Annotated in this window: 29 protein-coding genes; 16 read left to right on the top strand and 13 right to left on the bottom strand. The window is 29.2% G+C overall.

What is annotated here, in order from left to right:
• Positions 1 to 1,317 (top strand): diguanylate cyclase, encoded by a 1,317-nt coding sequence (locus AEBR_RS07470; RefSeq protein WP_129087738.1) that lies wholly within the window; start codon positions 1 to 3, stop codon positions 1,315 to 1,317.
• Here the strand turns inward: AEBR_RS07470 and lptB are convergent.
• The 4 genes from lptB to AEBR_RS07450 are packed head-to-tail and all read right to left on the bottom strand — an operon-like array spanning position 1,314 to position 3,687.
• Positions 1,314 to 2,036 carry an LPS export ABC transporter ATP-binding protein gene (gene lptB, locus AEBR_RS07465; RefSeq protein ID WP_129087739.1) on the bottom strand — a complete coding sequence of 241 codons (723 nt, stop codon included), beginning with the start codon at positions 2,034 to 2,036 and terminating at the stop codon, positions 1,314 to 1,316. The two genes, AEBR_RS07470 and lptB, sit on opposite strands and share 4 nt — an antisense overlap.
• Complete coding sequence (gene tsaE, locus AEBR_RS07460) at positions 2,029 to 2,439, bottom strand: tRNA (adenosine(37)-N6)-threonylcarbamoyltransferase complex ATPase subunit type 1 TsaE (protein WP_206732678.1); 411 nt, start codon at positions 2,437 to 2,439, stop codon at positions 2,029 to 2,031. Before tsaE ends, lptB begins: the two co-directional genes overlap by 8 nt.
• Positions 2,440 to 2,447: 8 nt before the next feature.
• A complete protein-coding gene (trpD, locus tag AEBR_RS07455; protein ID WP_129087741.1) occupies positions 2,448 to 3,431 on the bottom strand; it encodes an anthranilate phosphoribosyltransferase in 984 nt (327 codons plus the stop codon).
• Between the two features lie 10 nt (positions 3,432 to 3,441).
• Entirely contained in the window at positions 3,442 to 3,687 is a 246-nt protein-coding gene (locus tag AEBR_RS07450; protein ID WP_128978389.1) for a S4 domain-containing protein, read from the bottom strand.
• A 67-nt stretch (positions 3,688 to 3,754) separates the two neighbouring features.
• Between AEBR_RS07450 and AEBR_RS07445 the strand changes: the two genes are divergently transcribed.
• Both AEBR_RS07445 and AEBR_RS07440 read left to right on the top strand, forming a co-directional pair.
• Positions 3,755 to 4,990, top strand: coding sequence for an argininosuccinate synthase (locus AEBR_RS07445; protein WP_129087742.1), 1,236 nt, complete (start codon positions 3,755 to 3,757; stop codon positions 4,988 to 4,990).
• A 104-nt stretch (positions 4,991 to 5,094) separates the two neighbouring features.
• Complete coding sequence (locus AEBR_RS07440) at positions 5,095 to 5,595, top strand: gamma carbonic anhydrase family protein (RefSeq protein WP_128978393.1); 501 nt, start codon at positions 5,095 to 5,097, stop codon at positions 5,593 to 5,595.
• 26 nt (positions 5,596 to 5,621) lie between these two features.
• Here the strand turns inward: AEBR_RS07440 and AEBR_RS07435 are convergent, their stop codons facing one another.
• From AEBR_RS07435 to AEBR_RS07425, 3 genes are all read right to left on the bottom strand, one after another.
• Positions 5,622 to 5,798, bottom strand: a complete 177-nt coding sequence (locus tag AEBR_RS07435; protein WP_164969506.1) for a hypothetical protein — start codon at positions 5,796 to 5,798, stop codon at positions 5,622 to 5,624.
• Between the two features lie 8 nt (positions 5,799 to 5,806).
• Positions 5,807 to 6,175 carry a response regulator gene (locus AEBR_RS07430; protein ID WP_129087743.1) on the bottom strand — a complete coding sequence of 123 codons (369 nt, stop codon included), beginning with the start codon at positions 6,173 to 6,175 and terminating at the stop codon, positions 5,807 to 5,809.
• 114 nt (positions 6,176 to 6,289) lie between these two features.
• On the bottom strand, positions 6,290 to 7,033 hold the full coding sequence (locus tag AEBR_RS07425; protein WP_129087744.1) for a response regulator transcription factor: 744 nt from the start codon (positions 7,031 to 7,033) through the stop codon (positions 6,290 to 6,292).
• 62 nt (positions 7,034 to 7,095) lie between these two features.
• Here AEBR_RS07425 and AEBR_RS07420 point away from each other — a divergent pair, with 62 nt between their 5' ends.
• From AEBR_RS07420 to AEBR_RS07395, 6 genes are all read left to right on the top strand, one after another.
• Entirely contained in the window at positions 7,096 to 8,133 is a 1,038-nt protein-coding gene (locus AEBR_RS07420; protein WP_129087745.1) for a sensor histidine kinase, read from the top strand.
• A gap of 81 nt (positions 8,134 to 8,214) precedes the next feature.
• On the top strand, positions 8,215 to 8,631 hold the full coding sequence (gene glmS / locus AEBR_RS07415) for a methylaspartate mutase subunit S (RefSeq protein ID WP_228720443.1): 417 nt from the start codon (positions 8,215 to 8,217) through the stop codon (positions 8,629 to 8,631).
• Positions 8,628 to 9,992 carry a methylaspartate mutase gene (locus AEBR_RS07410; RefSeq protein ID WP_128978401.1) on the top strand — a complete coding sequence of 455 codons (1,365 nt, stop codon included), beginning with the start codon at positions 8,628 to 8,630 and terminating at the stop codon, positions 9,990 to 9,992. The genes glmS and AEBR_RS07410 overlap by 4 nt, the downstream gene beginning before the upstream one ends.
• The gene (locus AEBR_RS07405) at positions 9,989 to 11,176 is read left to right on the top strand and encodes a glutamate mutase L (RefSeq protein WP_129087746.1); all 1,188 of its coding nucleotides are present in this window, start codon (positions 9,989 to 9,991) and stop codon (positions 11,174 to 11,176) included. Before AEBR_RS07410 ends, AEBR_RS07405 begins: the two co-directional genes overlap by 4 nt.
• Before the next feature lie 10 nt (positions 11,177 to 11,186).
• Positions 11,187 to 12,764: an AMP-binding protein gene (locus tag AEBR_RS07400; protein WP_129087747.1), complete on the top strand. Its 1,578-nt coding sequence runs from the start codon at positions 11,187 to 11,189 to the stop codon at positions 12,762 to 12,764.
• A 202-nt stretch (positions 12,765 to 12,966) separates the two neighbouring features.
• Positions 12,967 to 13,254 carry a c-type cytochrome gene (locus tag AEBR_RS07395; protein WP_129087748.1) on the top strand — a complete coding sequence of 96 codons (288 nt, stop codon included), beginning with the start codon at positions 12,967 to 12,969 and terminating at the stop codon, positions 13,252 to 13,254.
• 24 nt (positions 13,255 to 13,278) lie between these two features.
• On the opposite strand, the gene AEBR_RS07390 is transcribed toward AEBR_RS07395, so the two are convergent.
• Complete coding sequence (locus AEBR_RS07390; protein ID WP_129087749.1) at positions 13,279 to 14,121, bottom strand: GGDEF domain-containing protein; 843 nt, start codon at positions 14,119 to 14,121, stop codon at positions 13,279 to 13,281.
• 151 nt (positions 14,122 to 14,272) lie between these two features.
• Between AEBR_RS07390 and AEBR_RS07385 the strand changes: the two genes are divergently transcribed.
• Entirely contained in the window at positions 14,273 to 15,436 is a 1,164-nt protein-coding gene (locus tag AEBR_RS07385; protein WP_129087750.1) for a TsoY family (seleno)protein, read from the top strand.
• Between the two features lie 39 nt (positions 15,437 to 15,475).
• Here AEBR_RS07385 and AEBR_RS07380 read toward each other — a convergent pair whose 3' ends face one another.
• The 3 genes from AEBR_RS07380 to recR all read right to left on the bottom strand — a co-directional run bounded on the left by AEBR_RS07380 (position 15,476) and on the right by recR (position 17,221).
• Positions 15,476 to 16,393 (bottom strand): dUTP diphosphatase, encoded by a 918-nt coding sequence (locus AEBR_RS07380; protein ID WP_129087751.1) that lies wholly within the window; start codon positions 16,391 to 16,393, stop codon positions 15,476 to 15,478.
• Between the two features lie 74 nt (positions 16,394 to 16,467).
• A complete protein-coding gene (locus AEBR_RS07375; RefSeq protein WP_128978415.1) occupies positions 16,468 to 16,641 on the bottom strand; it encodes a uracil-DNA glycosylase in 174 nt (57 codons plus the stop codon).
• A gap of 7 nt (positions 16,642 to 16,648) precedes the next feature.
• Complete coding sequence (recR, locus tag AEBR_RS07370; protein WP_128978417.1) at positions 16,649 to 17,221, bottom strand: recombination mediator RecR; 573 nt, start codon at positions 17,219 to 17,221, stop codon at positions 16,649 to 16,651.
• A 135-nt stretch (positions 17,222 to 17,356) separates the two neighbouring features.
• Between recR and dnaJ the strand changes: the two genes are divergently transcribed.
• Together dnaJ and AEBR_RS07360 are read left to right on the top strand one after the other, a co-directional pair.
• Entirely contained in the window at positions 17,357 to 18,478 is a 1,122-nt protein-coding gene (dnaJ, locus tag AEBR_RS07365; RefSeq protein ID WP_129087752.1) for a molecular chaperone DnaJ, read from the top strand.
• A gap of 126 nt (positions 18,479 to 18,604) precedes the next feature.
• Positions 18,605 to 18,988, top strand: coding sequence for an acyl-CoA thioesterase (locus AEBR_RS07360; RefSeq protein ID WP_129087753.1), 384 nt, complete (start codon positions 18,605 to 18,607; stop codon positions 18,986 to 18,988).
• Positions 18,989 to 19,011: 23 nt separating this feature from the next.
• Here AEBR_RS07360 and AEBR_RS07355 read toward each other — a convergent pair whose 3' ends face one another.
• Both AEBR_RS07355 and AEBR_RS07350 read right to left on the bottom strand, forming a co-directional pair.
• Positions 19,012 to 20,643 (bottom strand): sodium:solute symporter family protein, encoded by a 1,632-nt coding sequence (locus AEBR_RS07355; RefSeq protein WP_129087754.1) that lies wholly within the window; start codon positions 20,641 to 20,643, stop codon positions 19,012 to 19,014.
• Positions 20,643 to 20,813, bottom strand: a complete 171-nt coding sequence (locus AEBR_RS07350; RefSeq protein WP_164969504.1) for a symporter small accessory protein — start codon at positions 20,811 to 20,813, stop codon at positions 20,643 to 20,645. The genes AEBR_RS07355 and AEBR_RS07350 overlap by 1 nt, the downstream gene beginning before the upstream one ends.
• A 461-nt stretch (positions 20,814 to 21,274) precedes the next feature.
• Here AEBR_RS07350 and AEBR_RS07345 point away from each other — a divergent pair, with 461 nt between their 5' ends.
• From AEBR_RS07345 to AEBR_RS07330, 4 genes are read left to right on the top strand one after another with little or no spacing between them, the layout of a single operon-like run.
• Entirely contained in the window at positions 21,275 to 23,089 is a 1,815-nt protein-coding gene (locus AEBR_RS07345; protein ID WP_129087755.1) for a thiamine pyrophosphate-dependent enzyme, read from the top strand.
• Positions 23,089 to 23,625 (top strand): 2-oxoacid:acceptor oxidoreductase family protein, encoded by a 537-nt coding sequence (locus AEBR_RS07340; RefSeq protein WP_128978423.1) that lies wholly within the window; start codon positions 23,089 to 23,091, stop codon positions 23,623 to 23,625. The genes AEBR_RS07345 and AEBR_RS07340 overlap by 1 nt, the downstream gene beginning before the upstream one ends.
• Positions 23,625 to 24,920: a phenylacetate--CoA ligase family protein gene (locus AEBR_RS07335; RefSeq protein WP_172658875.1), complete on the top strand. Its 1,296-nt coding sequence runs from the start codon at positions 23,625 to 23,627 to the stop codon at positions 24,918 to 24,920. Before AEBR_RS07340 ends, AEBR_RS07335 begins: the two co-directional genes overlap by 1 nt.
• 2 nt (positions 24,921 to 24,922) lie before the next feature.
• On the top strand, positions 24,923 to 25,345 hold the full coding sequence (locus AEBR_RS07330) for an amino acid-binding protein (protein ID WP_129087756.1): 423 nt from the start codon (positions 24,923 to 24,925) through the stop codon (positions 25,343 to 25,345).
• Positions 25,346 to 25,399 lie beyond the last annotated feature (54 nt).

The raw sequence follows: 25,399 nt of genomic DNA, 5'->3' as shown, positions 1-25,399 counted from the left end.
ATGAATAAAGAGATATTAAAGAGTATAAATATTCTATATGTTGAGGATGAAGTTGAAGTGAGAGAATTCACAAGCAAAACAATCTCAACAATAGTTAATAAATTAATCGTTGCTGAAAATGGGCTTGAAGCACTTAAAAAATTAGAAGAAAATCCAGATATTAATCTAATAGTTACAGATATAAATATGCCAAAAATGGGTGGATTAGAGATGTGTGCCCAAGTTAGAAAAACTGACTTAGAGATACCTATAGTAATTACAAGTGCACATAGTGATCCAACATTCTTAAAACAAGCAATTGATGTGGGAGTAAGTTCTTATGCACTAAAACCCATTGATTTATATCACTTACTTGAGAGTATGGTTAAAGCTGTTGAACCAATTTTTTTAAAAAATAAATTAATCAAAGTGACAAAAGATTTAGAAAATAGAGTTGAAGAGGCTATTACACAAACAAAGCAGATTTTAGATGCTCAAGATAATATTGTTTTTCTTACAGATTTATCTCAGATTGTACATGTAAATAAAAAATTCCTAGACTTTTTTAATGTAGATAGCTATAAAGAGTTTTTAGAAAAAAAAGGAACAGTTGTTAGTCAGTTTAAAGAAGATAAAAGATTTTTTAACAAAACAGCAGTAGACTCTGATAGCCACTGGATTTTACAAATAAAAAAACTAAGCGAATCTGATAGAGTTGTAAAGATGGAAAATAGTAAAGGTGAAGATAGAATCTTTACAGTAACTATTGATGATTATGAGAATAAAGGAGAACATTTTGTTGTATGTCTTACAGATATTACAACTTTAAAGGAGAAAGCAAATCTTCTTGAATATCAAGCCTCACATGACCAATTAACAGGATTATTTAATAGACAAAAGCTAAATGAGATTTTTCATAAAGAGTTAAAAAGAGACAAAAGATATGAAAATGAACTCTCTATTATACTTTTTGAAATTGATAATTTTGATTTATATCTTAAAGAGTATAAAGAAACAATCACAAATGATGTATTAAAAGAAGTTGCAGATATTGTAATAAATAGTGTTAGAGAACATGATATTGTTGCAAGATGGACACAAAGTGAGATTTTTATCCTTCTTCCTCAAACAAATATAGAAGGAGCATTACACGTTGTTCAAAAAATCAAAAGTTGTTTTGATGATTGTGAAATAAAAGATTTTTCTAAAAAAATTAGTGCTAGTTTTGGAGTAACAAAACTGCTTGAAAATGATAAAGAGGATTCAATTATAAAAAGAGTTGAAGAGGCTTTAAAAACGGCTAAAAATAGTAGTGAGAGTAAGATAGTTTCTAATTAGAAACTAAAACTCTCTCCTAAATAGTGTTCCCTTACACTTCCATCACTTCTTATTTCATCTGCGTTACCAGAAGCTAATAAAGAGCCATTTTTCATAACATATGCCCTATCACAGATTTGAAGAGTTTCTCTAACATTATGGTCTGTAATTAAAACCCCTATTCCTATTTTTGCAACTTCAGCAATAATCTCTTGAATATCTTTTACTGCAATTGGGTCAACACCGGCAAAAGGTTCATCAAGTAATAAGAATTTTGGCTTTGATACAAGTGCTCTTGCTATCTCTGTTCTTCTTCTCTCTCCACCCGAAAGAGATACACCTTTTCTTTGTCTAATAGGTTCAATATTAAAAACTTCCAGCAAATCTTCTACTCTTTTATGTTGCTCTTTTTTATTTTTTGTAACAATTTGTGCAGCTAACATTAAGTTGTCTTCAACAGACAAATCTTTAAAGATTGATGACTCTTGAGGCAAATATCCAATACCTTTTAAAGCTCTTTTGTGAAGTGGTAATTTTGTTATATCTTCTTCATCAAAAAATATTTTACCACTTGTTGGTTTTACAAGACCACATACTGTATAAAAAGTAGTTGTCTTTCCTGCTCCATTTGGTCCTAAAAGTCCTACTATCTCTCCAGAACTTACTTCTAAAGAGATACCATACAAAATTTGAGTCTTTTTTATACTTTTTCTAATATTATCTACTGTTAATTTACTCATTTATTATATATAACCTTTTATCTTCTCTTTTTTCAATTTTTAAAACTAAAACTTTAAAACCATAAGATTTTAGTAACTCTTCTAGTTTTTCATCACCCCACTCTATGAAATGAACACCTTTTTTATCAAACTCTTCAAGCAGACCTAAAGAGATAAACTCTTCCAAAGTTTTATTATAGACATCATAATGATAAATAGTGTTTGCATATATTGATTGTATTGAAAATGTTGGTGATGTCACAAGTTCATCTATGTCTAAATTTTTTACAAAACTCTTTACAAAAGTTGTTTTACCACTTGCTAAATCACCTCTTAAAATAACAATAGTATCTTCTGAGGCAATTAACTCTTTAATAACAGCAACAACCTTGTCAATCTCATCTATCTTAGCTAATATTTCCAAAAAAATGCCTAACTTAATTTAGAAGAGATTTCTACTAATTGATTTAATTTTTTTAGAGCTTTACCACTTTGGATGGTCTCTCTAGCTAATTCTATTCCCTCTTCAATATCTTTTACTTTACTATCTACAACTAAAGCAGCAGCAGTATTTAAAAGAATAATATCAAGTTTTGCACCTGTAATTTTATTTGCAAATATATCTCTTGTAATTTGGGCATTTGTATTTGCATCACCACCTAAAATTTCCTCTTTAGGATAGAGTTTTAATCCATATGTTCTGGGATCAATAATAAAGTCATTTGTTCTTTGATTTACAAGGCTTGTAGCATAAGTAATATCACTAATTGATATTTCATCCATTCCATCTTTAGAACTAACAACCATAGCACTTTGTGTATCTAACAAAGTAAGTGCAGTTGTAATTTTATTAAGGTATGAATCACTAAATACCCCAATCAATTGTTTTGAAACAGTAGCAGGGTTTGTTAATGGACCTAAAATATTAAAAATTGTTCTGTGAGGGATTGATTTTCTAATTGGCATAACATATTTCATTGCAGGATGGTGATTTTGTGCAAACATAAAACAAAAACCACCCTCTTCCAACATTTTTGCAGTATTATCGATACTTAGATTTAAATTTATTCCTAAAGCTTCCAATACATCTGCACTTCCAGATTTGCTTGTAATACTTCTATTCCCATGTTTTGCCACATAACATCCACATGCTGCTAAAACAATTGAAGAGGTACTTGATATATTAAAACTAAAACTTTTGTCTCCACCTGTTCCAACTATATCTATAGCTTTTTCTTTTAGTTCATAATGTAGGGGAAGAGGTATACAATGATCTCTCATTGCACTTGCTGCACCAGCAATCTCTGCTGCAGTTTCACCTCTTTCATATAACTCAATTAGATACTCTCTAACCTCTTCTTCTGGTAATTTATTCTCAAGTATATCATCAAATTTTAGCTTTGTTAAATTAAACATCTATTTTCCCTTATATAATCTCTACATACTCTGACATTTTAGATTTTGGTGTCGACTTTGTCACAGGTATTTGAAGAACCTTGAATTTATCACTCTTTTCAAGATATTTAATCTCGATTATATCACCAACTTTAACCTCTTTTGCTTTTTTTACTGCTTGGTTATTTATAAAGACAACTTTATGTTCAAGCATATCTTCAGCAACTGCCCTTCTCTTTGTAATATTTACTGCATTTAAAAATTTATCTATTCTCATAAAGAAGATTATAGCTAAGATTAGATAAAATATCTACCTAAAAATCGATTGTAATAGGAAATTATAAATGAGTAAAAAAGATGTTAAAAAAGTTGTATTAGCTTATAGTGGTGGGCTAGATACTTCAATTATTTTAAAATGGCTTCAAGATGAATATAATGCTGAAGTTATTACATTTACTGCTGATTTAGGACAAGGGGAAGAGGTAGAACCTGCTAGAAAAAAAGCCCTTGCTTGTGGAATCAAACCTGAAAATATCTTTATTTTAGATATTAAAGAAGAGTTTGTAAAAGATTACGTATTCCCTATGTTTAGAGCAAATGCAATATATGAAGGGGAATATCTTTTAGGTACTTCAATTGCTAGACCTTTAATTGCAAAAAAACAGATTGAAATTGCAAATAAAATGGGTGCAGATGCAGTTGCTCATGGAGCTACTGGAAAAGGGAATGACCAAGTTAGATTTGAACTTGGATGTTTAGCTTTAAGACCAGATATTAAAGTAATTGCACCATGGAGAGAGTGGGATTTAAACTCAAGAGAAAAACTTTTAGCTTATGCAAAAGAGAATGGTATTGAAATTTCACAAAAACATGTGGATGAAAATGGTAATCCAAAAATTAGCCCATATTCAATGGATGCAAATCTACTTCATATCTCTTATGAAGGATTACATTTAGAAAATCCAAATAATGAACCAGAAAAATCAATGTGGCTATGGACAAACTCTCCTGAAGAAGCACCAGATGAAGCAGAATATATTACAATTGAATATAAAAATGGTGATCCAACTGCAGTAAATGGTGAAGCTATGTCTCCAGCTACTCTTCTAAAAAAATTAAATGACTATGGAAACAAACATGGTATTGGAAGAGTTGATATTGTTGAAAACAGATATGTTGGAATGAAAGCAAGAGGTTGTTATGAAACTCCAGGTGGAACAATTATGCTTAAAGCTCATAGAGCAATTGAATCAATCTGCCTAGATAGAGAAGCTGCACACTTAAAAGATGAATTAATGCCAAGATATGCAAAACTTATCTACCAAGGGTATTGGTTCTCACCTGAAAGAGAGATGCTTCAAGCAGCAATTGACAAAACTCAAGAGTTTGTTGAAGGAACAGTTAAACTTAAACTATATAAAGGAAATGTAACAGTTGTGGGAAGAGACTCTTCTAAATCTTTATATAATGATGCTTACTCAACATTTGAAGAGGATGAAGTTTATAACCAAAAAGATGCAGAAGGGTTTATTAAACTTAATGCACTAAGATTTATTATTGCTGGTAAAAGCAGAAACTAACAATATTCATATAGGGTTTAAATATTAAATTTAGACCCTATTTCTTATTTTTACTACACTAATGCTACTTTTAAAAGATAAAATACCTTTTTTAAGGAGTAAATATGCTAATAAAATTTAAAGATAATTATCCAAAAATCAATCCAACAGCTTGGGTTGCACATAGTGCAGATGTAATAGGTGATGTAGAACTTGGTGAAAATTCATCAATATGGTTTCAATGTGTAATCCGTTCAGATATAAATAAAATTAAAATTGGAAAAAATACAAATATACAAGATCTTTCAATGATTCACACAGATGTTGATTCTCAAACAATTATTGGAGATAACGTAACAATAGGACATAAAGTTATGCTTCATGGTTGTATTATTGAAGATAACTGTCTAATTGGTATGAGTGCAACAATTTTGGATAATGCAGTTATCTCTGAGGGCTCAATTGTTGGGGCTAATTCATTAGTAACCTCAGGTAAAAAATTTCCTCCAAGAAGTTTAATAATGGGAAGTCCTGCAAAAGTAGTTAAAGAATTAACACAAGAAGATGTTGATAAGTTGATTAAACATGCAGCTCATTATGTAGAGTATAAAAATCAGTATATCTAAGAGAATAAAGAGTTTACTCTTTGTTCTTATCTCTCAGCACAAAAATATTTTTCTTCGTATTTTCCACTTCTAAAATTTAATCTCATCTCTTTTTTAAGCACTAACCCTTGTGCTCTACATTCACTCTCTGTTACACTTTTATTGCCAGAACAACCAATCATAAATAGTGGTAAAACTAACAACAATGACATTAGATATTTCATCTTTTTTCCTATAATAAATCTAAGGCCTTTAAACAATTATTAAGTAACTCTCTTATATCAAAAGGTTTACTTAAATAATTACATAAGTCACAAGAATCAGCCCTTTCTGCTAATTTTGGATCATATGCCGATGTTATGATACAAGGGATATTTGGATTTACCATTTTAATATCTTGCATCATTGATATACCATCTTTTTGAGGCATATAGATATCTGTAATTATTAAATCAATTTTATTATTGTGAAAGATGTCAAGGCCCTCTTTCCCATCTTTCGCTACCTTTACATCAAAAATATAATTCAAACACTTTTCAACATTTGAACGAATTACCCCTTCATCCTCAACATAAAGTATTGTAAAGTCTTTAAAATTCATAACACACTCCTTAACATATAAGTAGTATATTCAGTAATAGTATCAAAATAGTATTAAAATTAAATTATTAATTTGTAAAAGTATCTAAAATAGGCTTTAAATAGTATTATTTTTTTATTTAATATTAATTCTATATCCAAAACCGTAAACATTTTCAATATCTAATGTTGGTATCTTTTTTCTAAGTCTTGAGATGATATTTTTTAGATTTGAAATATCTGGAAAATTATTTATATCATCCGCCCAAATAAAGTTTAATATCTCTTCAACAGTATGTGTTTTTTCTCTAAATTTAAGAAGAATATCAAGAAGAAGTACCTCTTTTCTTGTTAATTTTATTTGTTGATTATTCTTATATAACTCTTTTAAACTCTTATCCCACTTTAGTTCTTCATCAATTATTACAATTGGAGAGATACTCTTTATATCTTTATTGTTTTCATTATACTCTTTTATCTTAATATATATAGTATTTACAAAACTATCATAATTTATTGGTTTTGTAATAAAATGTGAAATTCCGATATTTATCAACTCTACTAAATATTTTGTTTCACTGTGTGCTGATAATACTATTAATAGTTGTTCTTTATTCTCTTTGTATATAAGTTTAGTAAGCTCAATACCATCCATATTTGGCATTTTAATATCTGTAATAACCAAATCAAAAAATTTATCATTCTCTTTTTTGAAATTTAAAAACTTATCAATTCCTTCTTTTCCATCTCTTGCAATCTCTACATTTGAAAAAATTAACTCTAAAAGTTCACTTGTCTCTTTTATAATATTTTCATCATCTTCAACAAAAAGTACACTTAATCCTTTTGCATACTCTTCTAACATCACATAATCAATCATTTTAGCTCCAAAAAAGAATTAATAAATTATACTATAAAGATATTTTATTTGTAGGTTTTACTATGAAAAACAATTTTTCTGATTCACTTTTTAATAATACAATAGAAGGCATTCTAATAATTGAAAATGGTTTTATAAAAGATATAAACAATACTATGTTAAATATTTTAAATTATGACTCAAAAAATGAGCTAATAGGAAAACTTGCAACTGGTATTTTAATTCCAAATGTAAAAAAAAAGTATCTTGAGTATAACAATGAAACTTATGAAGAGATCACTTTAATATCTAAAAATATTAATATGATTCCAGCAATAATAAAAATTACAGATTTTATAATGGATGATAGAAAATATAAGATGGTTTTTATACAAAACTTAACAGAATTAAAGAAAAAAGAGATGTTACTTTTAGAGCAATCAAGAATGGCAGCGATGGGAGAGATGATTTCAATGATTGCCCATCAATGGAGACAACCCCTAACTTCTATTGCAGCAGCTGTTTCAAATCTAAAGTTTAGAGCAAATTTAGATAAATATGAAAAAGAGACCTTTATTCAAAAACTATCAGATATTGATAAATATTTAAACTACATGTCAACTACTATTGATGATTTTAGAAACTTTTTTAAAACAAAAAAAGAGAAAGAGTATATTAGCTTAGATAGTGTTATTGAAGATAGTTTAAAAATGGTAGAAAAAGCCTTTAAAAATAGTAACATAAAAATTGTAAACAATAAAAAAGAGATGAAAAAGCTTTATTTGTTTAGAAATGAATTAATCCAAGTGATTTTAAATATATTTAATAACTCTAAAGATGCCTTTGCAGAACAAAAACATAATGAAAAGCCAACTGTAACAATAAACTACAAAGATACAAAAGATTACCAAATAATTGAAGTTTGTGACAATGCAGGAGGAGTTCCAGAAAAGATTATTGATAAAATTTTTGACCCTTATTTCTCTACAAAAGAGAATAAAAATGGAACAGGTATTGGTTTATATATGTGTAAGACTATTTTAGAAAAGCATTGTGAAGGTAATATTACAGCTAAAAATATCCCAAATGGTGTCTGTTTTAAAATAAGAGTTAAAAAGTAAATTTATTATTTATCTAAACAGTTTATAACATTAGTTTAGATATCCTAATACCCTTTTAAATGAACATAATAGGTAATACAAATGATGAAAGTAATTACGGGAGTAGTTGGTAATGACATACATGTTGTTGCAAATAGATTAATTGAACTTTCACTGCAAGCAAGAGGTTTTCAAGTATTTAATCTTGGAGTTAATACATATCTTGAAGAGTTTATTGATGCAGTAATAGAAACAGATGCTGATATACTGCTAATTTCATCACTAAATGGTGAAGCAGAGGGTTGGTGTAGAGAAGTAAAACTTTTAAAAGCAAAATATGGATCAATGCTTGATAATGTTGTATTTATGATTGGTGGAAACTTAGTTGTAGGTACAGGAAATGCAAAAGATATTGTTCCTAGATTTAAAAACTATGGTTTTGATTTAGTTTTTCATCAAGTTGACTTAAATACAGGTCTTGACGAATTAGAGAAGTTTTTAGAAGAGAGAAAAAGATGAGTTTACTTCAAGAAGAGAGAAATATAATATTAAGCAACGAGTTTGTAGATAATTTTGATTTTGCTGAAGTGGAAGAGTTTGTAAAAAATGCTTCAAAAGATCTTTTTATCTCATACAACTTTAAAACCAAAAATAAAATGCTTGTACAACCAAGAGGTGGGTTTCCTACATATAATAAAATGTTTGCACTTTATGAGTATTTTGTTGATGCAAATGTTGATGTACTCCCTTGTACAATTGATTCAAATACAAGATTAAATGATTATGCAACATCTCAAAAGATGCTAAGATTGTCTGAAGAGAGTGAAGTTGATATGTTAAATGGTTATCCATTAATAAATCATGGATATAGAACTTCAAGAAAAATGATGACACATTTTAATAAACCAATTTCACTAAGACATGGAACTCCTGATGCAAGACTTCTAATTGAAACTGCAATTGCTTCTGGGATTTTTGAAATAGAAGGTGGTCCAATAACATACCTTCTACCCTACTCTAAAAACTTTCCATTAGATAAAGCATTTTTATATTGGAAATATGTTGAAAAAATCTGTGCAAACTACTCAAAACTTAATGAACCTATAAATAGAGAATCATTTGGTCCACTAACAGCAACACTTGTTCCTCCTTGTATAACAATTGTTATTCAAATAATTGAGATGTTATTATCTCTTGAAGAGGGAGTAAAATCTTTCTCCGTATCATTCTCACAAAGTGGTTCAGTAATGCAAGATATTGTTACAGGAAATGTAATAAAAAGATTAGCAAAATACTATGCAAATGAGATTGGTTGTGGGGATGCTGATATTCATTTGGTTTATCACCAATGGATGGGAGCTTTTCCTGAAGATCAAAACTATGCAACACAACTAATTAGTATGAGTACAGTTGTAGCTTCTATGGTTGGAGCTGATAAAATAATTACAAAAACAAAACAAGAGGCTTCTGGTATTCCAACAAAAGAGGCAAATGCAGAAACTGTTGCAAATACACAATATCTTTTAAGAATTCTAAATGGACTTCCATCTTTTACAGATAAAGAAGAGGAAGAGATATTAACAGCTGAAGTTATGGCAATTATGGAAGCAGTATTTAACGACAGTGCAGATACTTTATGGAGAAAAGCATTTAACTCAATCAAAAGTGGAATTATTGATGTACCTTTCTCTCCACACATTATAAATCATAACAATATGATAACAATTAGAGATAGAAATAAAAATATTAGAATAATAGACAGAGGAAAAGTTCCAATTCCTGATAGATGTTTTGAATATGAAAAATCAAAATGCGATTTAACAAAAGATACTACATCTATTGTAAATGATATTATTCATGATATAGGAATTATGCAATGAGCGAAATAAATGAAAAACTATTAATTGATGTGGGAAGTACATACTTTAAAGTTTGTAGTGCCCATGGTGTTGAACAACACTTTAGAGATTTTAATAAAGATATTTTTGATGACTTAACTTATAAGTGTGGAGATACAATTCATAACTATAAAAAAGAGGATATTTTTATTTGCTCATCTGCAAATGGTGGACTAAGCACATTAATAATTGGGCTTACAAACTCTTTTTCAATAAAATATGCAACAAATATAGCTTTTAACTCAGGAATTAATATTATTGATACTGTTTTATATAAAGATATAGAAAATAGCTCTATTCCTAGTGATTTAATAGATGTAATTATAGTTGTTGGTGGAATAAATAGTGTAGAAAATATTTTTGATGAAAAACTATTTGAATATCTAAAAAAGATAAAATATTCAAATATTGTTTATGTGGGAAGCCAAAATAGTTCTGATTATTTGAAAAAGAATATTGAAAACCTAGTTGTTTTACCAAATATTATTGATGATAGACTTCATGTAAATGAAGAGGATTTAAAAGAGTATTTAACTAATCTTTATCAAGCAGATATTATGGGTAAAGAGGATATTAAACATCTTTATGAGATTACAGATAATCAAATCTACTCTACTCCATATATTGTAAATAAAACACTTCCTATGGTTGGAACTAAATTTGCTGTTGCAAACCCATATATTTTGATAGATATTGGTGGAGCAACTACTGATATTCACTACTCAAAAGATTTAGTTGATGAAAATATTGTAACCGAAAATGAGTATGACAGACTTGTATTTAAAAAACTTGGTGTTTTTAAATCAAGGGAATCTTTGATTTTTACAGCAAAAAACAATGAGTTTGTATATGAACTTTTAGCATATTTAAAAGTAACTGAACATATTTTTGAAGAGAAAAACGAAAAGGCTACAAGAATTTTAATGCAACTTGCAATTTTTCTTGTACTTTGTAAAGTTTCTCATTTTAGAAAAGCCTATATAAATCTAAAACTATTAGCTTTAAACTCTATTGTATTAACTGGTGGTATTACAAAAGTACTAAAAAAAGAGGAGATAGAGGCAATTGTTTCATTCTTCTATAAAAAAATACTAAACTCTAAACACAATCCGAGTGTTGTTATGGATTTAAACTATGACATTTGGACTTTGGGAATGAATAAATAAAGGATATATTATGTCTATTAACTGTATTAGAACACTAATTGAAGAAGCAAATGTTACCCATGCAGATAAAATTGCAATAAAACATGATGATAAAACTATTACATATGGCGACCTACTTAAAAAAGTAAACCAAGTAGCCTATTATTTAAAAGAGTTAGATTTGCCAAAAGGGAGTAGAATTGGAATCTACTCTAAAAAAGGAATTGACCAAGTAATTGCAATTTTAGCTATTCTTTCAACAGATTATGTTCTTGTTCCACTAACAAGACTTCTTAAAGCAGAACAAGTTGAATATATTATAGAAGATTGTAATATAAGATGTATTATCACTGATAGATTAAAACTTGAATCAATTGAAGAGATTAGCTTTGATGGTCATATTATCTCTTATGAAACAACACATAAAGATATTCCCTCTTTTGAAGAGATTTTTAAATATTATAACAAACCTTACTCTTGCCAGGTAAACGGACATGATAATGCAGTAATTACATACTCATTTGGATTAACAGGAAAACCAAAAGGTATTGTTATTTCACATAGAAATCTAATTGATAGCGCAAGGGTTGTATCACAATATCTAAACCTTGAAGAGAGTGATGTTCTTTCAGGAGTACTTATCTTTAATCTTGATTATGGATTAAATCAAATTTTTTGTTCTTTATATAAAAGAGCAACTTTAGCTCTTCATAGATTTATTCTTGCTGGAGATTTTTTTAATCATCTAATAAATGACAATGTAACTGTAATTGCATTAATGCCAGTAACTATAACATCAATGTTTGATGAAGCAGAACATAAACTTCCAAGTGCAGAACTTCTTGCAAATGTAAAAACAATTACCTCTTCAGGGGGAAATGTAACACCTAAAATGGTAAAAAATGTTCAAAAATATTTTCCAAATGTAAATTTCTATTCAATGCATGGTTTAACTGAAGCTTTTAGATCAACATATTTAGACCCAAGTCAAATAAATATAAGACCAGAGTCTATTGGTAAAGCTATTCCAGATGTGGAACTATATGTAATAAATCAAGAAGGGAAAGAGTGTAAACCAAGAGAAGTTGGAGAACTAATTCACAGAGGTGGATATATCTACAAAGGTTTTTGGAATGCTCCAATTGAGACAGCACAAAGATATAAATCAATTCAAATTCTAAAAGATGTAATTAATATTGAGGGACAACTAAGGGATGAGATTGTTGTTGCAACGGGTGATTATGTATATAAAGATGAAGAGGGTTATTTCTATTTTGTATCAAGACGAGATGATATGATAAAAACAAGAGGATTTAGAGTAAGTCCTTATGAGATAGAATCAGTTGTAAAAAAATCGTTACCAACAGTTGATCAATGTGCAATCTTTTCTATTCCAAATGCAGAGATTGAAGAAGAGATTGTAATGGTTTATAGCTCAAGAAGTGAAATTCCACCAAAAGAGATAACTTTTGAACTTAAAAAACATTTAGCTTCATATATGATCCCATCAAGAATCGTATATAAAAAATCACTTCCTCTAGTTCCAAGTGACAGAAATAAAATTAACAAAGAAGAACTAAAAAACGAACTTCTTGACTCTATAAACTAATAAGCTTTTATGTGACACAAAAGTGTCACATAAAAATATTGACCTAAATCTATTTTTTTTCACAATTTTTCTATTATAATCTATTCAAATTATGAATCTTTATATTTTTTTTATATTTTTGTTAATTTAATCAAAAATTAAATAATTATATAGATAAAATATATTAAAATAATTTTAATATAAAGAGGGAAAAGGAATTAGAATGAAAAAAATAGTATTAACAGCTACGCTTATAGCATCAGTTTTTAGTTTTGCAAATGCAAATCCATTATACACAAAATGTATTGCATGTCATGGAGTAAATGGAGAAAAAGTAGCTTTAGGAAAATCAAAAATAATCAAAGATTTATCTAAAGCAGATTTTATTGCAGCAATGAAAGGTTATCAAGATGGAAGTTTTGGTGGACCAATGAAAGCAGTAATGGCTCCACAAGCAAAAGGTCTATCTGAAGCAGATATTCAAGCAATAGCTGACTATATAATTAAATAAGAAGTTAGGGTTATTCCCTACTTTTTATCCAAACTCTATTCTATCTCGGCCATTATCTTTGGCTTTATAAACTCCTTTATCAGCCCGTCTTATCATCTCTTCTTTATTATAATTGCACTCATTGTAAAAAGAGATCCCCATACTAACAGTAACAGCAATATCTCTTTTAGGATGATAAATTCTTTGTGATTTGATATCTTCTCTTAAAGCATTTAACTTTTCTAAAAGCTCATCTTTTTTGATAAAACAAAGAATAATAAACTCTTCTCCACCATATCTGTAAACTTCTCCATTTAGAAGTTTTGCATGTTTTTTAAGTTTATTTCCAAGTAGAACTAAGACTTTATCTCCCGCATCATGCCCAAAGTTATCATTAATCCCTTTAAATCTATCTGCATCAATAAAAATTGCACACAAACTATTTGCATTGTTTTGATTAATAAACATACTTAAATCAGCTTCCATTTTTCTTCTATTATAAACGTCTGTTAAATGGTCTCGATTCATCTTATCTTCAAGTTGAGCTTTTTCTCGCATAAGTTGAATTATCAGATCATCTTTGAAATCCTCTTCCATATCAGTATTTTTTTGTTCATATATTTTTCCAAGATGAAACTCAAAAATATCACTTTTGAAAGAGTAATCGATTTTTTTACACTCAATAATAATCTGAGGTTTATCATCACCCAAACCATTTGTAATTGCAATTTTTTCTAACTGTTTAATTGTGTATTTAATTCTATCTTTCTCTATTATTGGTTGAAGTAACTCTTTTTTCCAATACAAAGAGGTCTCTTTTTCTAACATTGTTATTTTTTTTGATAAGATATCTTTAAAAGTCTCTTTATTTACGGAAATTTTATACATACGAAATATTATCAACAAATTACTATAAAAGAGTTAAATATGAATCTTATATATCATATTATTATAAGTTAAATTTATATTAAAATATAATCTTATTTTAATTAAAACTTATGTAAGATTCACAAAAAAATTATAAATATGAAGGACTATTATGGAATTAAGAGAGAAATTCAACCCCATGTGTTTTCTTGCACCACTAGGAGCAGGAGGGCTTTCTGTGTCATTTTTTATGTATTTAATGTTTCTTGTACCACATGCAGATGTACCAATGGCAACATTTAATCATATATTTCCTGAGCTTATAAAAGGAGGTTGGTTATCATTTGTAATTGCCTTTGCATTGGTTTTTATTATTGCCTTTGCATATTTGCATTTTAAACTGTTAATATTAATGACAAAACAGTTTAATGTGTACAAAAAGAGTGCTGTATATAATAAGCTTATAGGAACAAATTCAGAGATTACTTTGATGACTATTCCTCTTACTTTTGCAATGACAATTAATGTTTGTTTTGTTTTAGGAGCAGTATTTGTGCCAAATCTTTGGAGTGTTGTAGAGTATATGTTTCCTTTTGCATTAATTGGTTTTGCACTAACAGGATATTATGCTCTTAAAATTATCTTTAACTATTTTTCAAGACTATTAATAAGTGGAGATTTTGATTTTACAAAAAACAATAACTTATCTCAAATGATCTCTATTTTCTCATTATCTATGGTTGCGGTTGGTTTTGCAGCACCAGGAGCAATGAGTCACAATCTAACAATAAATACAATTGGAATTTTTGGTGCCCTATTCTTCTCATCATTTGCAGCGCTGCTGTTGATTATAAAAATTACAATGGGTTTTAAAAATATGTTTGAAAAAGGTATTTCAGTTGAAGCATCACCTTCACTTTGGATTATTATTCCTATTTTAACTCTTTTAGGTATTATGATGATTAGAATCTCTTTTGGACTTGATCACAATTTTAACTCAAATATGAGCAAATCGTCACTATTTACCCTAACTTCAGTAATTGTTTCACTTCAAATAATTTTTGGACTTTTAGGTTACAAAGTTATGAAATTAAATGGATATTTTGAAAAATATATTGAAGATTCAAAAACAAACTCAACAGTATCTTTTGCTCTAATTTGTCCTGGAGTTGCTTTTATGGTGTTTGGAATGTTTTTTATCAATTTTGGATTGGTATTTAACAGTGTAGTTGATAAGTATTCGTTAGTATATTTTATACTTATGATACCATTTGTATTTATTCAATTTAAAACTGTAATTTACTTCTTTAAATTGAAAAATAAATTTTCTCTTTAATATCTTGTTTTAGTTTTTCCTGCAAGAAGTTTTAACTTCTTATGCAGGATAACTCATTTCAAGTTTTCTATATAACTCTTCAAAACTTACATTTTCCATTTTTTCTAAAATAGAGACCATTACAACGTTATCTTCATCTCCATTCCAAACTTTTATATAAGTTCCCTCTTTATATCCATGATCTTGTCTAAATTTATTTAAACAGTTTTTTCCTATATAAAGTTTTTGAAGCCAGTTAAATGATAAACCTGAAATTTTACAACATCTAAAGAATTGATCAATAAATCTCTCAACTCCACTAAATGTTGGCATATTTCCAGTTTCAATTGCTAAAGAGATATATGAAAGTTTTTCAGCCTCTTTAACCATAAGTTTAACATCAATATCTTCTAGCGCTTCATAAATACAATGTGTATTTACTAAAGAAACTGCTTTTGGAACATTTGTCTCTTGTAAAATATATGACATTAAAAAGTGCCAAATATCAACAAGTTCAACATGAATATTATTCATATCTGGCTCTGAGTGAATACTTTTCCAGTGTTTCCATGGTGTTGAATCAATAAGCTCTGCAACTTCCATATGAATACATCTTAACCAGTTAATCTCTTTTCCGTGTTTATTTACTCCAAGTTCCCAGTTTTTACCATTTGTAGAATCATTTAACTCTTTTTGTAATAAAAACATCTCTTCTAATTTGTGGGGAAAAGATGAAGCCTCTTCTAATAGTTGTGCCAAAGGCAAACACTCTTCAACTAACTCATCCAAAGCTCTACTTGTTGGTAATTTTTTATCACCTTTTAATAGATGTATAATTAACGAGATTGTATACGGAATTTCATCTTTCTCTTCCCACTCTAAAATATCAGACGGGGTTACTCCAATATAGTGAACAAAATCTTCAATAGATAAAAACCCTAATGATTTAATACTCTCTTTTAACTCTTTATATAACAAATTATCACTCCTAAATATTGTGCAAGTAAGGTTTTTATTTTACTGAAAAATCACTTTAATTATTAAATAATAAATTAACTGCCACTCTTTATCTCAAAAAAAGAGCAATCTGCACCACTACTCTTTTTAACAACTGCAGAAGGTATCTGTTTTGATTTAAACCCATATGCTCTACAGCCATGAGGTCTTGATGGCTCCCAAGTAACAAAATAGTGTTTACACTTTTGACAAACAATCCTTTGTTCCATATCTATCCTATATATTTACTTTACTTTGTATAGCTTTTGCTAATGATAAAATATCTACATTTTCCAAACTAACGCCTGTTGGAACACCTTGAGCAATTTTTGTAAAAGTTATCTCTTTGTCTTTTAGTTTGTCCTCAATATAGAGTATAAAAGCCTCATTTGATAAAGATGGAGTTATAGCAAAAAGAACCTCTTTTACTTTATATTCATTTACAAAAGATAAAAGTCTATTTATTGAATCACCTTCAAGCTCTTCAATAACAAAATATAGACCTTCAAACTGCTTAGACTCCTCTATTATAAAAATATCTTTTGCACTTTGAACTATACACATTTTGTCCCTTTGTCTTCTCTCATCCAAACAGACTTCACAGATTTCATGTTCACTCATTGAGCCACATTTTGTGCATCTTTTAATATGTTTAAGTGCATTTTCAATGCTATGTGATATTTTTATTCCAGTATAGTTATCATTCATAATAATATGATAAGCAAGTCTTAATGCAGATTTTCTACCAATTGTAGGCAGGCTTTCAAATGCATCAACTAAATCATAAAATTTTTCTAATCCTTTTTTCATGGAGGGAATTATACCAAATAGTTAATAATAAATTAGCAATTAAAAATAAAAAGTGCTAAATTTATCTAAAAAGTTTATCTTATTATATGCAACTTTTAGATATAATCCCAAAAAATAATGTTTAGGAGCTAGTAATTGACTGAGATAGATTATTATGAATTATTGGAAGTTACTAAAAGTTGTGATAAAAGTGAAATAAAAAAAGCTTACAGAAAAATGGCTATGAAGTTTCACCCTGATAAAAATCCAGGAGATAGAGAGGCTGAAGAGAAGTTTAAAGCCATAAATGAAGCTTATCAAGTGTTAAGTGACGATGAAAAAAGAGCGCTTTATGACAGATATGGAAAAGCTGGACTTGAAGGACATGGTCAAGGTGGAGGTTTTTCTGGTGGTTTTGATGACTTAGGTTCAATTTTTGAAGAGATGTTTGGGGGAGGCTTTGGAGGCTTTGGTCAAAGTAAAAGAGAGAGAAAAACATATAACTACAACTTAGATATTGCTGTTGAATTAACAGTTGAGTTTAATGAAGCTGTATTTGGTTCAAAAAAAGAGATAAACTATACTTTTAAAGATGCTTGTTCTGATTGTAAAGGAACAGGTGCGAAAGATGGTAAACTAAGTACTTGTTCTTATTGTAAAGGGCAAGGACAAATCCATATGAGACAAGGTTTTATGACTTTTGCTCAAACTTGTCCACACTGTAATGGTTCAGGTCAAGCAGTTGCAGATAAATGTAACACTTGTAGTGGTTTAGGATATAAAGAGAAAAAAGAGAAGTTTGAAGTTAATATTCCTGAAGGTGTAAATGATGGAAATAGAATCAGAGTTTCAAATAGAGGGAATATTGCACCAAATGGACAAAGAGGTGATTTATATCTTCAAATCAAAGTTAAAGAGGATAGTCATTTTATAAGACATGGGGATGATATCTATTTGGAAGTTCCTATCTTCTTTACTCAAGTAGCCCTTGGAGCAAATATTAAAATTCCTGGTTTAAAAGGTGAACTTCAACTTAAAATTCCATCTGGGACAAAAGATAAAGAGCAGTTCAAATTTGAGGGAGAAGGTGTAAAATCTGTACAAGGTTTTGGAAAAGGTGATCTAATTGTACAGATAAAAATAACTTATCCTAAAAAGATAAACAATGAACAAAAAGAGCTTTTAGAAAAACTACAAGAGAGTTTTGGTTTGGAAAGCAAACCCCATGAATCAAACTTTGAAAATATGTTTGACAAAGTTAAAGGCTGGTTTAAATAACTAAAAAGACTCTGAAAAACAGAGTCTTTTTCCCTTCTTTATAATATTTAATTTACTCAACTTAACTATTTTTTTAATTTTCTTATTAAACTCATTATTGTATAACTATAATAAAAAAGGTTTACCTTGCTATATAATTCACAAAGAATGGTAATGTATCCACATCTAAATGCTGCTGGGATACTTTTTGGTGGGCAAGCAATCTCTTGGATTGATGAAGAGGTAATTATTTTTGCAGCACAACTTTTAGATACTCAAAGATTAGCAACTGTAAAAATGAGTGAAGTTTACTTTAAAAATCCTGCAAATATTGGAGATATTGTTGTTATTGGTACAGAACTAATAAAAACAGGTCAAACTTCAATCACAGTTAGATGTGAAATCAAAAATAAAACAACCGATAAAATAATTGTCTCTGTTGATGAAATAGTTGTTGTTGCACTTGATTTTAATAAAAGACCAACAAAACATATACTTGCAAATAGAGATAAAATATTTCCTAAGACTTAAGGAGATTCTCCTTAAATCTTAAATTAATCAAAACACTTTTTTAGGTGCTCTTGTGACATTGGTTTTGTTAGCAATGAAACGATTATTGCTGTTAAAATTGATAGAGGCAAAGAGATAACTAAAGCATCTACAAAGATTATTTTGCCACCAAGTAAAGAATCTACTCCAAAAATAGCTTTAGAGATTCCCAACTCTTTTGCCTCTTTAAAGTGAACAAAAAGAAGCCAAAAAGATGAAACAAAAAAACCAACTAGCATTGATGAAATTGCACCTGCTTTTGTCATTCTTTTCCAAAAAAGTCCACCAATAAATGAGGGTAGAAAAATAGCTGCACACAAAGCAAAAAAGATTGCTGTACTTCTTGCAATAATTGCTGGTTGATTATCAAAAACATAAGCTAAGGCTACAGAGAGAACTATCATCAGAATTATTCCAACTCTTGTAATCATAACAGAGTTACCTCCACCTTTTATCTGCTCAATTAAATCTCTTCCAACAGCAGTTCCCATAGTATGAAATTGAGAAGATAGAGTTGACATTGCTGCACTAATAAGAGCAAATAAAAAAATAAAAGAGAACCATTTTGGCATTGCAGTATTGATAAAATGGGGTATTACTTTTCCAATAGTTCCTGCACTTTGTAGGGCATTTTTTCCTTCATTAAACTCATAATACCATGCGTTTGTTAAAGAGCCTACAATAAAAACAATTCCTGTCATTGCAACAATAAATACTCCACCAATTAAAACAGCTCTATTTAACTCCTGTTTTGATTTAACAGTCATAAATCTAACAACTAATTGAGGTTGAGCTAACACTCCTATTCCAACACCTAAAGTAATTGTAGTAATTACAAAGAGCCAACCAGGACTTAAAAAAGTTGGCATTTTATTCCAGCCACTAAAACCCCAAAGAGTTGAAAGCTTCATCATAAAATCAGCACTTCCTGGTTTAAAACTACTCAACTCTTGTGAAAGAATAGGAGAAACTGTAGTTTCCCATACAATATCTAGTTTTTCAAAAGCACTTTTTATTCCACCTAATGAGTCAAAAGTAAAATAGAGCAAAATAACCATTGCAACAAACATAATAGTTCCTTGCAAAGCGTCTGTTAACATAACACCTTTTAAACCTCCAGCAATTACATAAGCTGTAATAATTATAGAGAAAACTAAAAGAGCCAAATGATAATCCACATTAAAGTAAAGTGTTAAAAAATGAGTTCCTCCAATCAAAACAGCTGTCGCATACAAAGGCATAAACAGAAGGATAATTATAGCTGCAAATAGTTGTATAAATTTAGAATCAAACCTTTTTGCCAAAAGCTCTGGAAAAGTGTGAGCATTTAATCTATAACCCATTTTTCTAGTTGGATTTCCCAAAAAAACAAAAGCTATAAAAATACCAACAAAAATATTAAAAAAAGTAAGCCAAAGAAGTGAATTACCAAGCCAAGCAGCAACTCCACCAAAACCTACAATTGCCGCAGTTGAAATAAATGTTGCTCCATATGACAATGCCATAATAAAAGGGTGAGTATCCCTTCCAGCGACTAAATAATCAGTAGTATTTTTAGTCTGTTTGTACCCTAAAAAGCCTAAATAACCAACAAAAGCTAAATAGAGAATAATTATAATGTTTTCAACTATTCCCATTATAGTGCCTCATCTATTTTATCTTCGTCATTAGCCCAAGTTTTTAAGTTGATATCAACTTCATTATTAGCATCTTTATTCCAATTAATTGCACCATACCATACACATAATAGTGCTGAAGCAATAGTTAACAAAAAAGCTAAGCTAACTCCCAAATCTGCTCCATACATTTACTCTTCTCCCTATTTATAAAATAAAACTTAAGAAAATTCTATATGATTTAGAATTATAAAATAATAAAGTTATTTAAATTATTTGTATATATTGTTTTATTTATAAATTTTTATATTAATTATTGGATTTCTAATCTACAATATTTTAAATAGTTTAATAATTCTAAATATTTTAATCTTATTTTAAATAAAACTTTAAAATAAAGTGTAGTTTTCATAAATTTTGAAATTTTTTATACATAATAAGTTTAAATTTTCTTTAAATCTTAATCTTTTAACATAATAATTTTAAAATATAAAATAGTATTTTTAAATTAACAGAAATATATATATAAATAATTGTATATTTATCATAATAATTAAAATATTTCCAAATATTTGTATAAATATATTACTTAAACCTTAATAAATATAATTATATGTATAATATTTGAAAATTTTAAATATATGGGAAGAATATGAAACAAACATTAATGGGTAATGATGCTATTGCATTAGGTATGATTCACTCTAATATAGATATGGTTTCTGGATATCCAGGTACTCCATCTAGTGAAATTCTAACTAATGTTCAAAAACTAAAAGCTCAATTAAAATTAGACCTTTATGCACAATGGGCAACCAATGAAAAAGTTGGTTTTGAAGTTGCTTATGCTGGAGCTATTGCAGGAAGAAGAGCGGCAGCTACCATGAAACAAGTAGGATTAAATGTTGCAAGTGATCCTTTAATGAGTGCAGCTTACATTGGAAATCTTGGTGCCTTTGTACTTATTGTTGCAGATGATCCTGGGTTTCACTCATCACAAACAGAACAAGATAGTAGAGTATTTGCAAAGTTTGCAAAAATACCAGTATTGGACCCAGCAACTCCTCAAGATGCTTATGATTTTGTCTCTTTAGCTGTTGATATTTCAGAGAAGTTTCAAACTCCAACAATGTTAAGACCTGTAATGAGAGTTTGTCATGCAAGACAAATTGTTGAAGTAAAAGAGAATCATGAGTTTAATCCTAAAAAAGGAAAATTCCAAAGGGAAATCTCAAGATGGGCAGCAGTTCCTAGAGCAGGAAGATTAAGACAAGGTTATGAGATGATTGATAGAATAAACGCTATCAAAGAGTATAACTGGGAAGAGTTAATCAAACCTGAATTTGAAGCCTGTAAAGGTGGGAAACTTTTAGTTCTTACTTCTGGAACTGGATATGGTTTTGCAAAAGAGGCTTTAGAGGATTTAGGAATTAAAGCTGATATTGTTAAATTTAAAATGCCTTATCCTCTACCTGAAAACAAAATCAGAGAACAGTTTGCAAACTATGAGCATATATTAGTTGTAGAAGAACCAATGGCATGTATAGAAGAGCAAATTATGGCTTCAAATGTACATGGTAGACTTGATAATACAATGAATGTAATTGATGAATTACAGAAGATATATATTCAAGATGCCCTAACAAAATTAGGACTATATAAGGGTGAAAATCTATATCCATCAATTCCTTTTAAAGATGAGATTCCTGCACGTCCACCAAATTTATGTCCTGGATGTCCACACAGAGATGTATATTACTCTATCATGAAAGTATTTAAAAAGAAAAAATCTATCTATCCATCAGATATTGGATGTTATACCCTAGCAATAAACCAAGAAGCTATTGATACTGTTTTATGTATGGGAGCTTCTGTATCTATGGCAAGTGGTTTTTCAATTGCTGACCCAGAAAAATATACTGTTGCAACAATTGGAGATAGTACCTTTTTCCATGGAGGAATTCCTCCTCTAATAAATGCAGTATATCAAAAACACAAATTTTTACTTGTGATTTTAGATAACTCAGTTGTTGCTATGACAGGAAGACAAAAACCACCACAAAGACAAAATGGTGAAGTAGATATTGTAAAAATTGCTGAAGGTTGTGGAGCTGAAACTTATGAGTATGTATACTCAAATGACCTAAACGATACTATCTCTTTTTTTAAGAAAATGAAAGAGAAGTATGAAAATGCAACAGGACCAATAGTTGCAGTTGTTAGAGAGTTTTGTGTACTTGATAAAGAAGTAGTAGGACAACATATTCATGGTGAATTTGCAAAAGTTATTGCTGAAGAGTGTGTTGCCTGTGATCACTGTACTACGATATATAAATGTCCTCCTATGGGATATAACGAAGAGGGAAAAGTTGAAATTGACCCATTTTTGTGTATTGGTTGTGGTTCATGTTTAAATGTAGTATGTCCAACAGAAGCCTTTACTGTAGATGAAGAAAGGAGCAAATAATGAGATATCAAGTTGTAATTGCAGGATTTGGTGGGCAAGGTTCTGTATTTTTAGTAAAAATATTAGCTCTTTGTGCAGGTAATAAAAATGTAGCTTGTTTAGGAACAGAAAATCATGGTATGTCTCAAAGAGGTGGTGCTGTTTCATGTACTATTAAACTTGGAGACTACTCTAATCCTATAATTGATCCATCACAAGCTGACCTTCTAATTGGTTTAGAAAAGAATGAGGCATTAAGAAATATAAACTATTTAAAACCATCTGGAACACTTGCAGTTAATGCAGAAGATAGTTTTCCAAAAGATGATGTAAGTGCAAAAGTGATTCAAATAGATGCTTTTACTAAAGCAAAAAATAGAGAGTTTCCTATTCAAGGATTAAATGTATATATGTTAGGTGTGGTTTTGGCAAAATGTGAAGATTTTCCTTTTACTTTAGAAGATGTAAAAGAGGCACTTGTACAGTTTAATCCAAAAGTTGCCCAAGAGAATATTGAAGTACTAGAAAAAGCGATTGAAGATATAAAAGGAAAATAATGATTTGGAATGATATTGAATGTGCTAAAAAAGAGGAGTTAAAAGCACTTCAAATAAGTAGATTAACGGAGACTGTTGAAAGAGTCTATACTTTAACTCCTTTTTATAAAGAGAAATTTGACGAACTAAAAATAAAACCATCTGATATTAAATCATTGGATGATATAAAAAAATTGCCCTTTACAAAAAAACAAGATTTAAGAGATCATTATCCTTTTGGTCTTTTTACTGTACCTATGAGCCAAGTAGTTAGAGTTCACTCATCATCTGGGACAACAGGAAAACCAACAGTTGTTGGATATACAAAAAGAGATATGGATGTATGGGATGAGGTTATGGCAAGAGTTTTTACTATGGCTGGAGCTACCCAAGAGGATATTGTTCATAATGCTTATGGATATGGACTTTTTACAGGAGGTCTTGGTTTTCATAGTGGAGCTGAAAAAATTGGAGCAACTATTATTCCAAGTTCTGGTGGATTTACAGATAGACAAGTAATGCTTATGAAAGATTTTGGTGTTACTATTTTAGCTTCAACGCCCTCTTTTGCTCTTCATATAGCTGAAGTTGCTTCTAAAACAGGTGCAAATTTTAAAGAGGAATTTAAACTAAAAGCTGGAATATTTGGTGCAGAACCAACCTCTAAAGGACTTAAAGAAGAGGTAGCTAAAGTTTGGGGAATTGATTATCATGAAGTATATGGATTATCTGAAATAATTGGCCCAGGAGTTAGTTGTTCATGTAAAAACTCTGAGCACCTTCATATTTTTGAAGATCATTTTTATCCTGAAATTATTGATCCAAAAACAGGAGAACAACTTCCAGATGGCAAAAGAGGTGAGCTTGTAATAACCTCTTTAACTAAACAGGCTCTTCCAATTATTAGATATAGAACTGGAGATATAACTTCGCTTATTAGAACTCCTTGTAAATGTGGAAGAACAATGGTTAGAATGGAGAGTGTAGTAGGAAGAGTTGATGATATGATAATTATAAATGGTGTTAATGTATATCCATCACAAGTTGAACATGTTATATCTCAAACAGAAGGGTTAAGTTTAAATTATCAAATTGTTGTTGATAAAAAAGGTCATCTGGATCAGCTTGATATTTTAATTGAAGTAAGTGATGAAATTATGATAGACTCAGTGGGAGAAATGGAAAAAATCAAAAAAGATATTCAACACAATCTCTTAACAAACCTATATATCAAAACAAATGTAAAACTTGTTGAACCAAGAAGTATTGAAAGAAGCGTAGGGAAAGCTGTTAGAATAATAGATAAAAGGAAATAGATTTGAAAAATGCAATAAAACAATTATCAATTTTTTTAGAGAATAAAAAAGGTGAATTAACAGATATTACAAATGTATTATCAACAAATAAAATCTCTATAAAAGCTTTAAATCTAGTTGATAGTAGTGATTTTGGTATCTTACGACTTTTAGTTGATGATATACAGAGTGCAAAAAGAATCATGGATGACAGTGGTTTTTCATCAACAATAAGTGAAGTTTTTGCTGTATCTATTGAGGATCATATTGGTTCATTTAATGAGGTGTTAACTCTTTTATCACAAAATGATATAAATATAGAGTATACATACACAATAAACTCATCGCTAAATGGTGCTTTTATCTTTAAAGTATCAAAAGATGATTTTGAAAAAGCTACTAAAGTTTTAGCAAAATCAAAAGTTAAACTTCTTAAAGTAATATAAAAAGAGAGTCTCCTCTCTTTTTATTATTATTTAAAAAAACAATAAATTATAAAG

The sequence above is a fragment of the Halarcobacter ebronensis genome, assembly GCF_013201825.1.
Lineage (GTDB): Bacteria > Campylobacterota > Campylobacteria > Campylobacterales > Arcobacteraceae > Halarcobacter > Halarcobacter ebronensis.
The sequence above is the reverse complement of the archived record's forward strand: the minus strand, read 5'-3'. Positions and strand labels throughout refer to the sequence as shown.

Coding starts and splice junctions, on each gene's coding strand:
- AEBR_RS07470 (WP_129087738.1), top strand. CDS start 1: ATGAATAAAGAGATATTAAAGAGTATAAATATTCTATATGTTGAGGAT.
- lptB (WP_129087739.1), bottom strand. CDS start 2,036: ATGAGTAAATTAACAGTAGATAATATTAGAAAAAGTATAAAAAAGACT.
- trpD (WP_129087741.1), bottom strand. CDS start 3,431: ATGTTTAATTTAACAAAGCTAAAATTTGATGATATACTTGAGAATAAA.
- AEBR_RS07450 (WP_128978389.1), bottom strand. CDS start 3,687: ATGAGAATAGATAAATTTTTAAATGCAGTAAATATTACAAAGAGAAGG.
- AEBR_RS07445 (WP_129087742.1), top strand. CDS start 3,755: ATGAGTAAAAAAGATGTTAAAAAAGTTGTATTAGCTTATAGTGGTGGG.
- AEBR_RS07440 (WP_128978393.1), top strand. CDS start 5,095: ATGCTAATAAAATTTAAAGATAATTATCCAAAAATCAATCCAACAGCT.
- AEBR_RS07435 (WP_164969506.1), bottom strand. CDS start 5,798: ATGAAATATCTAATGTCATTGTTGTTAGTTTTACCACTATTTATGATT.
- AEBR_RS07430 (WP_129087743.1), bottom strand. CDS start 6,175: ATGAATTTTAAAGACTTTACAATACTTTATGTTGAGGATGAAGGGGTA.
- AEBR_RS07425 (WP_129087744.1), bottom strand. CDS start 7,033: ATGATTGATTATGTGATGTTAGAAGAGTATGCAAAAGGATTAAGTGTA.
- AEBR_RS07420 (WP_129087745.1), top strand. CDS start 7,096: ATGAAAAACAATTTTTCTGATTCACTTTTTAATAATACAATAGAAGGC.
- glmS (WP_228720443.1), top strand. CDS start 8,215: ATGATGAAAGTAATTACGGGAGTAGTTGGTAATGACATACATGTTGTT.
- AEBR_RS07410 (WP_128978401.1), top strand. CDS start 8,628: ATGAGTTTACTTCAAGAAGAGAGAAATATAATATTAAGCAACGAGTTT.
- AEBR_RS07405 (WP_129087746.1), top strand. CDS start 9,989: ATGAGCGAAATAAATGAAAAACTATTAATTGATGTGGGAAGTACATAC.
- AEBR_RS07400 (WP_129087747.1), top strand. CDS start 11,187: ATGTCTATTAACTGTATTAGAACACTAATTGAAGAAGCAAATGTTACC.
- AEBR_RS07395 (WP_129087748.1), top strand. CDS start 12,967: ATGAAAAAAATAGTATTAACAGCTACGCTTATAGCATCAGTTTTTAGT.
- AEBR_RS07390 (WP_129087749.1), bottom strand. CDS start 14,121: ATGTATAAAATTTCCGTAAATAAAGAGACTTTTAAAGATATCTTATCA.
- AEBR_RS07385 (WP_129087750.1), top strand. CDS start 14,273: ATGGAATTAAGAGAGAAATTCAACCCCATGTGTTTTCTTGCACCACTA.
- AEBR_RS07375 (WP_128978415.1), bottom strand. CDS start 16,641: ATGGAACAAAGGATTGTTTGTCAAAAGTGTAAACACTATTTTGTTACT.
- recR (WP_128978417.1), bottom strand. CDS start 17,221: ATGAAAAAAGGATTAGAAAAATTTTATGATTTAGTTGATGCATTTGAA.
- AEBR_RS07355 (WP_129087754.1), bottom strand. CDS start 20,643: ATGGGAATAGTTGAAAACATTATAATTATTCTCTATTTAGCTTTTGTT.
- AEBR_RS07350 (WP_164969504.1), bottom strand. CDS start 20,813: ATGTATGGAGCAGATTTGGGAGTTAGCTTAGCTTTTTTGTTAACTATT.
- AEBR_RS07345 (WP_129087755.1), top strand. CDS start 21,275: ATGAAACAAACATTAATGGGTAATGATGCTATTGCATTAGGTATGATT.
- AEBR_RS07340 (WP_128978423.1), top strand. CDS start 23,089: ATGAGATATCAAGTTGTAATTGCAGGATTTGGTGGGCAAGGTTCTGTA.
- AEBR_RS07335 (WP_172658875.1), top strand. CDS start 23,625: ATGATTTGGAATGATATTGAATGTGCTAAAAAAGAGGAGTTAAAAGCA.